The organism is Vagococcus fluvialis bH819 (assembly GCF_900163795.1).
Classification (GTDB): Bacteria; Bacillota; Bacilli; order Lactobacillales; family Vagococcaceae; genus Vagococcus; species Vagococcus fluvialis_A.
In genome coordinates this window covers 66,976-78,747 of sequence record NZ_FWFD01000005.1, presented here as the reverse complement: position 1 = coordinate 78,747, position 11,772 = coordinate 66,976, and the positions used below count along the sequence as shown (strand labels likewise).

At 33.4% G+C, this 11,772-nt stretch carries 10 protein-coding genes; 3 read left to right on the top strand and 7 right to left on the bottom strand.

Going from position 1 to position 11,772, the window contains the following annotated elements; genetic code table 11:
* Positions 1-279: 279 nt before the first annotated feature.
* On the bottom strand, positions 280-675 hold the full coding sequence (locus FM121_RS02600) for a hypothetical protein (RefSeq protein ID WP_086950598.1): 396 nt from the start codon (positions 673-675) through the stop codon (positions 280-282).
* A 159-nt stretch (positions 676-834) separates the two neighbouring features.
* Here FM121_RS02600 and FM121_RS02595 point away from each other — a divergent pair, with 159 nt between their 5' ends.
* Positions 835-1,062, top strand: a complete 228-nt coding sequence (locus tag FM121_RS02595) for a helix-turn-helix domain-containing protein (protein ID WP_086950597.1) — start codon at positions 835-837, stop codon at positions 1,060-1,062.
* A gap of 24 nt (positions 1,063-1,086) precedes the next feature.
* On the opposite strand, the gene FM121_RS02590 is transcribed toward FM121_RS02595, so the two are convergent.
* Both FM121_RS02590 and FM121_RS02585 read right to left on the bottom strand, forming a co-directional pair.
* Entirely contained in the window at positions 1,087-1,950 is an 864-nt protein-coding gene (locus tag FM121_RS02590) for an ROK family protein (RefSeq protein WP_086950596.1), read from the bottom strand.
* Entirely contained in the window at positions 1,950-3,338 is a 1,389-nt protein-coding gene (locus tag FM121_RS02585; RefSeq protein WP_086950595.1) for a glycoside hydrolase family 1 protein, read from the bottom strand. The genes FM121_RS02590 and FM121_RS02585 overlap by 1 nt, the downstream gene beginning before the upstream one ends.
* A 444-nt stretch (positions 3,339-3,782) precedes the next feature.
* Here FM121_RS02585 and FM121_RS02580 point away from each other — a divergent pair, with 444 nt between their 5' ends.
* Entirely contained in the window at positions 3,783-5,120 is a 1,338-nt protein-coding gene (locus tag FM121_RS02580) for an FAD-dependent oxidoreductase (RefSeq protein WP_086950594.1), read from the top strand.
* Positions 5,121-5,192: 72 nt separating this feature from the next.
* Here the strand turns inward: FM121_RS02580 and FM121_RS02575 are convergent, their stop codons facing one another.
* Both FM121_RS02575 and FM121_RS02570 read right to left on the bottom strand, forming a co-directional pair.
* A complete protein-coding gene (locus FM121_RS02575) occupies positions 5,193-6,035 on the bottom strand; it encodes a VOC family protein (protein ID WP_086950593.1) in 843 nt (280 codons plus the stop codon).
* 133 nt (positions 6,036-6,168) lie between these two features.
* Positions 6,169-7,017 (bottom strand): hypothetical protein, encoded by an 849-nt coding sequence (locus tag FM121_RS02570; RefSeq protein WP_086950592.1) that lies wholly within the window; start codon positions 7,015-7,017, stop codon positions 6,169-6,171.
* 516 nt (positions 7,018-7,533) lie between these two features.
* Between FM121_RS02570 and FM121_RS02565 the strand changes: the two genes are divergently transcribed.
* Positions 7,534-8,109, top strand: a complete 576-nt coding sequence (locus FM121_RS02565) for a LysM peptidoglycan-binding domain-containing protein (RefSeq protein WP_086950591.1) — start codon at positions 7,534-7,536, stop codon at positions 8,107-8,109.
* A gap of 600 nt (positions 8,110-8,709) precedes the next feature.
* On the opposite strand, the gene FM121_RS02560 is transcribed toward FM121_RS02565, so the two are convergent.
* Both FM121_RS02560 and FM121_RS02555 read right to left on the bottom strand, forming a co-directional pair.
* Entirely contained in the window at positions 8,710-10,035 is a 1,326-nt protein-coding gene (locus tag FM121_RS02560) for an amidohydrolase (RefSeq protein WP_086950590.1), read from the bottom strand.
* Positions 10,019-11,764 (bottom strand): adenine deaminase C-terminal domain-containing protein, encoded by a 1,746-nt coding sequence (locus FM121_RS02555; RefSeq protein ID WP_086950589.1) that lies wholly within the window; start codon positions 11,762-11,764, stop codon positions 10,019-10,021. The genes FM121_RS02560 and FM121_RS02555 overlap by 17 nt, the downstream gene beginning before the upstream one ends.
* Positions 11,765-11,772: the final 8 nt, after the last annotated feature.

Below are 11,772 nucleotides of genomic sequence, written 5' to 3'. Positions count from 1 at the left end.
GAATACTAAACAATCCACGCTTTTCGGATTGATTAGTATTTGCGAAGTTGCCGCAAGAGCTGCCTTTTGAATCCAGACTACATAGAGTGATAAAAAAATCGTTTTGCTCTGAGTAACTGGAAGGACTATCAAACAATCCATGCTTTTCGGATTGATTGATAGTCCTGAAGTTACCGAAGGAGCAGATTTTTTTATCCGAACTAAACAGAGTGATCAAAAAGGCGCTTAGCTCCAAGAAACTGGAGCTAAGCGCCTTTTTATTTAATGATATCTTCTATACTACAACCCAAAAACAACCACTCTCTTATTCATCTCAATCGCCTTTTGACAGATGGAAACAACCTGAGTCAACTGATTTATAATATCTTTCTTTTGATAAATACATGGTATTGCTTCACCTGTTTGTGGATTAATACTTGTTGATATATCAATAGTGTTAGGTAATAATTCAAATGACTTTTGCCAATTCAATAAAATATCTATTAATTTCTTGATATCTTTTTCCACAGTTGAAACGCCACAGTAGTCAAAACCATTCCGTTTAATCCCATCGACCCAAACAGATTCTATTGTATCAAATGACAAATAAATATAATCATACAACTCATCATCCATATCACATTCACCTAAACTAGGCATTTTCTCACCTTCAATACTAAATGTAAAAAAAGACAATACCTTCCACCTCTTTCAGTTAGATACTTCAATTATTCCATAAAATAAACTAATTACCTAGCACCTTTTAGGTTACATTCTAAATAATTTATCCAATCTATTAATAACTGAAAAAACAAGTCGATATAGTTTATAAAATAGTAAAGGTGGGTATTTAATATGAGTTTAGGAGAACAATTGAAAAATAGCAGGCTTAAGAAAAATTTATCTCAAACAGATGTTTCTAATCATTTAAATATTTCCAGACAGTCCATTTCAAAATGGGAAACTAACCGAACCTATCCAAGTCTTGAAAATTTACTGCGATTAAGTATGCTTTACGATATTTCACCAAATGATTTAATTCAATATTATGAAGTGGCTCAATCAAAAAATAAGGAAGCATGACAAAAATATCACACTTCCCTTTCATTATTTATTCATATTAATAAAATTCATCGCTGCCCCGACTAAGTTTGCATCATTTAAATAATGACATCTCTTAATTTCTGGCATGATTTCTGGCACAAGATGTTTTTCCAACAATTCTTGAAGTCTTTTACCAATCTCAGTTGGTAACTCTTCTCTTGCCGATACACCACCACCAATAATCACTAGCTCTGGATCCATTGAAACTTGAACATTGTATAAAGCATGAGCAATTGCCCAGTACATTTCATCTAAAAGCTTAATCGCTAGTTCATCTTTGTTCTCAACTAACTCAAAAATATCTTTACCGGTAACCTCTTTGCCTGTTAATTCCTTGTATTTTTTAGCCACTTTTACAATCGTTCCCACACTGCTTAAAGTTGTCTTTTGATCACTAACAAGTAAACCAAGCTCGCCACCAAATAAATGAGAACCTTTATAAATTTGACGATTAATAAAAATCGAACCACCGACGCCTGTACCAAGAACGATAAAAACTGCATTCGTTGCTTCTTTTCCAGCACCTAACTCAATTTCGGAAATTCCTGCGCAATTGGCGTCATTTTCAATGGTAACTGGCAAGCCAAAATAACTTTCAAGTTCATCAAAAATTGGAAAATGATGTAAATACGGAACAGCACTAATACCGTCAATCCGACGTTCGTTGACATTTACCGCACCGGGAGAGCTGATTCCAATACCTTCTACCCCTTTGGTTCTATGCGCTTCAATGACTTCAAGCATTTGTCCTTTCATCTCTACTAGTGTTTTTGGCGTTTTAAATTGAGCTTGTTCTGACAAAGTTTCATCTTGCCAAAAACCATGTTTGACAGCTGAGCCACCAATATCAAAAACAACTAATCCCATTATCTTTCTCCTATTTCAAAGCCATTATTTTGACTTAATTCTTTATACCATAAGCCGCTTTTCTTAAGAGTTCTTTCCAAATTATTTTCTAAATCGACACGGTAGAATCCATAACGATTTCGGTAGCCATTTAACCATGACCAACAATCTACAAACGTCCAAGTGTGATAACCAAAACAGTTACTACCTGCTTCGATTCCTTTATGTAATTGCTCTAAATGATCTTCCATAAACTCAATACGGTAGTCATCTTCAATTATACCTTTATCATTCATGAAGCGCTCTTCCTCAGCTACACCCATGCCGTTTTCAGAGACATACCACGGAATATTGTTATAATCATTTTTCATCATAAGAGACACATCATATAAGGCTTCTGGGTAGATCTCCCAACCACGATATGGATTCATGCGTTTTTCCGGCCAGTCATATGGCGCAAATAAATCACTCGTTGTCACAGCTGGCGTGCGTGGATTTTCTGGTGCTTGCACCCGCATCGGTTGGTAGTAGTTAATTCCAATAAAATCAACTGGATAATCTTTAATAATTTCTTTATCTCCCGTTTTAGTGATAGGTGTTAATTTGTGTTCATTCACTAAATCAACTAATTCAGTAGGAATCGTTCCTAATACACATGGATCTAAGAAACTTTTGATAATTAGTAAATCCGCATTTTGTTTGGCTTTTTGATCTATCGCTTCTTCACTTCTCGCGTAAGTTGGTGTGACATTTAAAATAATACCAATACGCCCTTTTTGTTTTGTTTCTCGGTACGCTTTAACCGCTAAAAAGTGAGCCATTAAGGTATGATAACCAACTTGAATCGCCTTCTTAAAATCAACAATTGCTGGATAGTGGAACCCGTAAAGGTAACCGCATTCAATATGAACTAAGGGTTCGTTAAAGGTTGCCCATTCATCCACTAAATCACCAAATTCTTCAAAGGCAGTTTTTGCATAAAAAGCAAAGGCATCGACAGATTCACGTGTTTCCCAGCCACCTTTTTCCATTAACCACCACGGCATATCAAAGTGGAATAAATTGATAATCGGTTTAATCCCTGCTTGATTCATCTTTTCAAAGTAATCACGATAAAAAGCAACGGCTTCTTTGTTTAATGTTTTGCCATCTGGCAGTAAACGTGCCCAAGAAATTGAGGTACGGTATGAATTCATGCCAATCTCTACCATACGCTTGATATCGGCTTCATATAATTCATAAACATTTGACGTGTCTTTAGGTCCTTGACCCGCGTTGAATTTTTCTGGATTTAGTTCAATCCACCTATCCCATGTTGTGTGACTTTTACCATTTAATAGTGCGTGTCCTTCTGTTTGAGGTGCAGATGCTGCAGCTCCCCACAAAAAGTTATCTGGAAATTTTATCATTAGCTTAACCCCTTACTTAAGTCATTATTTTTATTTAGTATGCAAAGACATTCTAACATTATCTAGACCAAAAATTAAAGCATTTTCATAAATACTAAAAATAGTTTATAAATTCCCATTATTTGTTGCTTATTCTTCTCTAATTACATCTAGTTTTTCAGATTTAATCGGAACTATTCTGATTGATTGATAAAAAATAATGGCTCTTTATTTTCGTTTCACAAAACATTATAAAACACTACATTGTGAACAGCATCACCTATTCGTTATTTTTATTGGTTTTTTATTTCACAATAATCTTTTCTTCGTTCAAAAAGGTACCTTTTTATTTTTTTCTATCACAAGCATATAAATCGAATTTTACTTTCTTCTTTGCTATATTCAATTCAGGTCACAAAAGCACTCTTTTATGTGACAAATTTAATTTGAAAGGACTAACTAATAATGAAAATTGTAGTTATTGGTTGTACCCATGCCGGAACAGCGGCAGTAAAAAATATATTAACAAATAATCCTGAGGCTGAGGTCCTTGTTTATGAAAGAAATAATAACATTTCTTTCTTATCTTGTGGAATTGCCCTTTATGTTGGCGGCGTTGTTAAAAACGCTCAAGACTTATTCTATTCAAATCCTGAAGAACTAGCTTCTCTAGGTGCAGTGGTTAAAATGGAACACAGCGTGACATCCATTGACACTGATGGTAAATCAGTTACCGCTAAAAACTTGCACACCGGAGAATTCGAAACAGCTAATTATGATAAATTAGTTATGACAACTGGTTCTTGGCCGATTGTTCCACCAATTCCTGGTATTCAATCTGATAATATTTTATTATGTAAAAACTTTAATCAAGCCAATGAAATTATTGCTAAAGCAGATGATGCGAAGAAAATCGTTGTTGTCGGTGGCGGTTATATTGGGATTGAATTAGTTGAAGCCTTTGTAGAATCTGGTAAAGAAGTCACTTTAATTGATGGTTTAGACCGTATTTTAAACAAATATTTAGATAAACCTTTTACAGACACATTAGAATCTGAACTTAAAGAACGTGGTGTTAATATTGCTTTAGGTGAAAATGTTCAATCATTTGATACTGATGAAACTGGTAAAGTAAGTAAAGTTCATACACCTAGTCAATCGTTTGACGCTGACATGGTTATTATGTGTGTTGGATTTATGCCGACAACAGATCTTTTAAAAGACAAAGTAGATATGTTACCTAATGGTGCAATCGTTGTTGATAAATTCATGAAAACAAGTAATCCAGATATTTTTGCTGCTGGTGACAGTGCGGTGGTTCATTACAACCCAACTCAACAACCAAGCTATATTCCATTAGCAACAAATGCTGTGAGACAAGGTATGTTAGTCGGCGCTAATATTAAAGAAGATAAGTTAGCTTACCGCGGAACTCAAGGAACTTCTGGTCTTTACCTCTTTGGTTGGAAAATCGGGTCAACTGGTATGACCATTGAATCAGCAAAACAAGCAGGAATTGATGCTGATTTTGCTTATCTTGAAGATAACTATCGTCCAGAATTCATGCCAACGACTGAAAATGTGATGATGCAACTTGTTTTTGAAAAACAAACAAAACGTATTCTTGGTGCGCAACTTATGTCTAAATACGACATTACACAATCTGCTAATACGTTATCACTTGCGATTCAAAACAATATGACCGTAGAAGATTTAGCTCTAACAGACTTCTTCTTCCAACCTCATTTCGATCGTCCTTGGAACTATTTGAACCTTTTAGCTCAAGAAGCTTTAAAAAAATAATTATTTAAAAAGAAAGTGTGAACCAAAAGCGTTTTACTCTAAGTAAAATAACTTTTGATCCGCACTTTTCTTTTATTTATGAATCATTTTTATAAGAATACCGTTTGGATCAATTACATCAAAAGAGTCAGAAGATTCATTTAAAATATCATATCCAGACGTGACGATTCTTTTCTTTAAGTCTTCAAAATCAGTTGTTTTTTCCCAATAAATTTTGTAATAATTAATTCCCAGAATTCCTTCATGATTTTTTTTCAAATTAGAACCTAACCAATTATTGGTTCCAATATGATGGTGATAGCCATCCATAGCAAAAAATCTTGCATGGCCGCCTAAATCATCTGTTAGATTAAACCCTAGAAGATCACGATAAAAACGTTCATTGGCTTCAAAATCAGCAACACTTAAATGAACATGCCCCATCTTAGTTCCCTCTGGCATCCTAGCCAACGTTTCATAACCTTCAGCTAATACACCTTCGGCATCCATTTCAAGAGTGACACCTTTTATCTGACCATCATTTTTAACATCCCACTGACTTTTTTCTTTATCTCGGTAAATTTCAATGCCATTTCCTTCTGGATCTTGTAAATACAGTGCCTCACTATAACCGTGATCTGATGCACCAATTAAAGGCGCTTTTATTTCTATTAAATGGCGCAAAATACCACCCAACGCTTTTCTTGTCGGTAATAACAATGCTAAGTGATATAAACCAGTCATTTTTTCTTGTGGTATTTCATTTTCTACTTTAACTAGCGAAACTAAAATCTCATTTACTCCTTGAATTCCTAAGTCTACTTTTATTTCATTTTCTTCTATTGTATAGAGTCCAATTGTGTTTTGATAAAATTCTTTTTGACGGTTTAAATCTTTTACATTTAATGATATTTCTCCAAGTTCTATTTTTTTCATAGCTAACACCCTTACTTTTTATTAGTAATTTGAGATTACCACTTATCTTTTGTAAGTTCAAATAATAAGTATTGAAAAAGTTAGGTCAAAAAAAGACTAACTTTTTCAAGTTAGCCTCTCCCTCTATTTATTACTACTTTTCTATGAATGTTTCCAATGGTAGTTCTTCTTTTATATCCTCTTTGAAAGAAACACGTCGATGAACTTTTTTAAACGTATCAATTGAAAAGTTCAGATTATTATAATTCGCTATTTTTTCAGCGGCTTCCAACATAAGTATTTCCATCTTTTTAGTAAATGATTCTAACATATCAGGCGTACACGGTGTATAAGATAGTAAGAAGTTTGTTTCTAAGTGAGAAAGTTTTGTTTTTCTACCCTCATATTTTGCCCAATCTAAGTTAGTATGAGGGACATACCTTTTAGAAACATACCACATTGAGACTAAACTATGTTTAATCGCCAGAGTTAAATCTTCCATGTAATTATACTCTTCTCGTTTCCAGCTTCGATACAATTCAAAATAATAACCATAGTATTGATTAATATACTGATCGAACTCTTCTTGCGTTATTTTGTAAGTCATCGCTTGAGAAGCATCTGACATTTCTTTTAAAGAACCATAGTCTTTAACAATTTCAATTTCTTTTAACCATATATTTGGTTTAATTTGCTCTTTTCGATAAATAAATAAATTTAATTTAATGAAAGTTGCATAATGGATCACTGAAGATCTTTCAGTAAAGTCTTCAATAAATAAGTATTCACCAATTGAGCGAATCACTTCTTGTTGCTTTCTTAAAAGATTAACCTTTTCTTTTACAATAATTCTTGCATCAATATCAGAATAAAAATCTTCTGTTCTAGTTCCTATTGATCCAGCAAAAAAACAACCAATAATTTCATCATCTTCTTTAACAAGGCGAATCAATCTATTTTTTAATCGATCACGATCTACGGGTAAATTAGAATCTACTAACATTTTCTTATCACTTCCTTCATCTTTTATTCCATTATAATGGTTATTTAAGGTGAAGTAAAAAAATAATACTAAAAAAGTATAGTTTTTTAGTATATTAAACCCCCTTTAAACACTAATAGCATTAATACAGTAATATTTCTAGTAAGATATCTGAGTAATAGTCGTAATATATTAAGTCTAATTTTTATAAACAAAATACTTTAAACTTGACTCGACATCTCTCTTTACAACTAAACATGCTACATTATAATCAACTATATTCTTAAATTTCACAAATTATAATACTTTATTTATAATAATGAAGATAAAAAGTCACTTATTACTGTTATCGGTTACAAGAAAATTTCAGAAAAATTTAATATTTCTAAATTAATAGATGTGTTACAATAATCTATTTCTTGTAATCAAATTAAATAATTTCCTTCACCTACGAAATATAATTCGATGATAAAGTATGTTTTGTCGTCGACGAGGCGATCAAAAAAATAATTAAACGAGAAGGGGATTTTTATTTTTATGAAATCACTAAAAACATTTTTATTTGGAACGACTGCTGCATTAGGATTAGGATTCTTCGGAACTAGCGCTTTGGCTGATACTTTATATACAGTAAAATCTGGAGATACTTTATCAAGCATCTCAAACAACTTTGCAGGCAACAACAGTTTAGTACAACAAATTGCTAAAGAAAATAAAATTGATGATGCTAACTTAATTCATATTGGACAACAATTAACTATTAGAACAAATGGTGAAGCTGCACCTGTACAAGAAACACAACCAGTAGTAGAAACTACTCCTGTTCAAGAAGCGCCACAACAAGAAGTTTCTCAACCAGAAGTAACACAAGCTCCAAGTTCTTACTCAGGAGATTCTTCAAGTGCTAAAGAATGGATTGCTCAAAAAGAATCAGGCGGAAGCTACACAGCAACTAACGGTCATCATATTGGACGTTACCAATTAGATCCTAGTTACTTAAATGGCGATTATTCAGCTGAAAACCAAGAACGTGTTGCAGATAACTATGTATCAGAACGTTACGGTTCATGGGAAGCTGCTCAAAGCTTTTGGGTTAGTAATGGCTGGTATTAAGAGATAAATAAAGTAAACTGAAGAGAGTTCTTCAGTTTTTTTATTTATCCAAGTGTAAACGTTTGCAAAAAATAATAGATCATGGTATAAATATAAGTGTAAGGAGCATATAAATTACCGACAGTTGTAGAAGTAAATTTTTAATTCAACACATTGTACAGGTTTATATGTATCTCCAAAAAGTAAAGGATGTGGGAATTTGATTCTCCTTACTAATTACTTTAAGGTTAGCGGGTTTAAAGGTTAAGGGTTAAGCAAAGCGCCTCACGTATTTAAATGATGAATGTATTTTCAAATGAATGAAGTAACATTGTTAACATTTTAAGCAGTATGTGTTAAGCTACATGGCATTACGTGAACTATCTATTTTTGAACAAGTAAATGAAGCATAGTCGTTAATTAAGAATTAGGCAACACTAACAAAAGAATCACTCGTTTCAGTAAGGATCTATTTTTGAAGAAATGTATCAAAATATTCAAGCGATTAAAAAGTACTAATTAAAAGAGCAACATGTTAAACTAGTCGAAAAATATTAAATAAAACCTCGCTAACCTTATTGATTTTAAGATAACACAAAAAGCTGACATCTGTCAGCTTTTTTATTTATTCTCAATTCTTTTTACTTCTTCTCTAAAAATTACCATCTGACTATCCAATTCATAACGTAATTCTTTTATATTGTGTCTGACAAGCTTGTGATTGGAAACAACTTGCTCACCATTAATCCAAGTACTCTCTACATTACTTGCATTAGCTGAGTAGACAATAGCTGAATAGGGATCAAAAATTGGAAACATATTAACTGACTTAGTTTCAACTAATGTTAGGTCTGCCTGTTTTCCAACTTCTAAGCTCCCAATTTTATTTTCTAAACCTAACGCCTCTGAGCCACCACGTGTTGCTAAATAAATAATTTCTTTTGCTGGAAAAGCACCTCTATCTTTTAAGTGATTTTTTTGGAAATTGGCCATCAGCTTCATCTGTGTAAACATATCCAGTGTATTTCCACTACTTGGGCCGTCTGTTCCAAGTCCAACACAAACTCCTTGTTCGAGTAACGACTTAATCGGTGCAACACCTTTAGCTGATTTAGTGTTCGCACCAATACAGTGAGCCACACTAACTAATCCATTAGCACTAGATAATAACTCTATCTCTTTTTCACTTAATAAAATACCATGAGCCATAATTAAGTGACAATCCAAAAAGCCTAACTCATTTAAAAATTCAACTGGTGATTGATTATAAGCTTCTTTAATTTCAGTTAACTCGTAATCCATTTCTGAAACGTGCATCATAATCGGTGCACCTGTCTCTAAACTTAAAGTCACAATCGATTTAAAGTCTTCAACCGTATTCGTATTTGTCGCATGAGGAGCAATCATTGGTGTGACTAACTCATGATTTTTCCACTCTTCGATAAAAAGACGTGAACCTTCAATTGCTTTTTCTGGAGTTTCATAATCACAAGTTGGCATGTCAATGATGGTTTGACCAACAAAGCCTCTCATCTTCATTTTCTCGCAACTTTTAGCAACTGTCTCTTCAAAATAATACATATCAGAAAAAGTTGTCGTTCCTGAAAGCATGAGTTCAGCCATAGCATATTCACTACTAGCTGCAACTAGTTTTTCTGTCACTACTTGCTCTAGGGGAAATAAAAAACGTCGCAATCTATCTGGCGTATCATCTCCTAGAGAGCGAAATGGAATCATACCTAAATGTGTGTGGAGATTAACAAATCCAGGTAACAATAAACCACCTTCAGCATCTACAATATTTATATCTTTAAAATCTATAGATAACTGACTCATCTCACCTATTGCTTTAATCTGACTATCTTCGATTAGTAAAAAGCCGTGTTCATACTCTGTAAACTGGTCATCCATAGTGAGAATATAAGCATTTTTAATAAGTGTAAGCATTTAACAACTTCCCATCTTCTTCTAAAATCATAGAATAAAATACTTGTGTTTTTGTGTCCATCATACCAACATCTGTTACTTTAATTGCTGGTGAAACTGGTAGTGACAAAGTAGAGAAAGACATAATCTCATTCATATTTTTATATCCTATTTTTTGCATACTTGTTCTAATTTCTTTTAATCGTACGCCTAAAATATCAATTGGTTCTGTCGAAACTATTCCTCCTAAAGGTAGCGGACATCTACCAATAATTTGATTATCTGAAGAAACGCAATAACCACCCTTCATCTCAATCAATTCATGTTGCACTTGAAGCAAGTCTTCCTTGGTACTTCCCATAATCATGATGTTATGATGATCGTGAGCCCAGGTCGTCCCAATCGCACCTTTTCCATCTATCGGTTTTTCTATTAGTGAATAGGAAATATTTTTATTTTTTCCGTACCGTTCCATCACAATTAGTAAAGAACAACCTGTTTCTTCCCAGTCTAAGTAACCATCAGTAACAGAAATTTCTTTAATTATCGGTTCTGTGAACGTTCCTATTTCATGCTTTCTAATCACTTGACATCTAACTTTTTCTAAATCAGTTTCAACTTTTAATAATAAATCTTGTTCTGTTAAATGACGTGTTTTCAATGTATCAAAATAATTTTTAGGATAATAATCATAAGTATGTCTCTCTACTATTCGTGATTTTAATTTATCAAAAACTTGTTTTCCACTCTTGTAAACTTCTTTAATCGAGAAAGTCTCTAAATTATCTAATAAAATAAAATCTGCTACTTTACCAGGCGCAACGATTCCACGATCATTCAACCCCATACGTCTAGCTGGTGTATAAGTTGTCATATAAATTGCCATCTCCATAGGTAAACCACAAGCTACAGCTTTTCTAAGGTTCACATCTAAATGCCCCGTTAAAAGCTCATCCGCCATAATATCATCCGTTACAATACTCGCGTACTCATAAAAATTGCCTTCTGTGATGACTGCCATATTTTCTTTGGTCATTGATTTGGCTTGTAGTTGAATAAACACGCCATTTTCAATGCGTTCTTTGAGTGATTCTGGAAATTGATGGGTATGATCGGATGAAATGCCACTGTATAAAAAGTCAGATAGCTCTGTTCCTTGAATCTTTGGACAATGACCTTCTAAGGGCATTGTTGGCCTTTTCTCTTGAATTAAACGAATAATTTGTGCAATTAATGAATCCGGCTCGTAAGAAATCCCTTTAAAGTTCATGGCTTCCCCTAAACAAATAACTTTGGGATTATTTAATAACTCCTTGACTTCTTTAAGAGCAATCACACCACCTGTTGTTTCAAGTTCTGTCGTTGTTGAAGGAACCGACGAAGGAATTCCGTGAAAAATATCAAGCTCTGTTTGAGCTGACATAAAATGATTCAAGCCTTCAATGCCAAAAACATTACCAATCTCATGAGCATCAGCCACAACTGTTGTTACGCCAAACTGAAGCACAGCGTCAGAAAAGCTCTCAGGTGTACACATAGAGCTTTCAATATGCATGTGACTATCAATCAAGCCAGGAACCATAAATAGTCCCTGGCCATCAATGACGCTATTAGCAGTGATTGTTTTTTCTTCTTCACTTGAAATATGATAAATTTTTTCTTTTTTTATATAAACATGTTTTGTTACAAATGATTGTGTCACCGTTTGAAACAAGGACACATTTTTGATTTGAATATCAACCACTGTCATTTCTAATA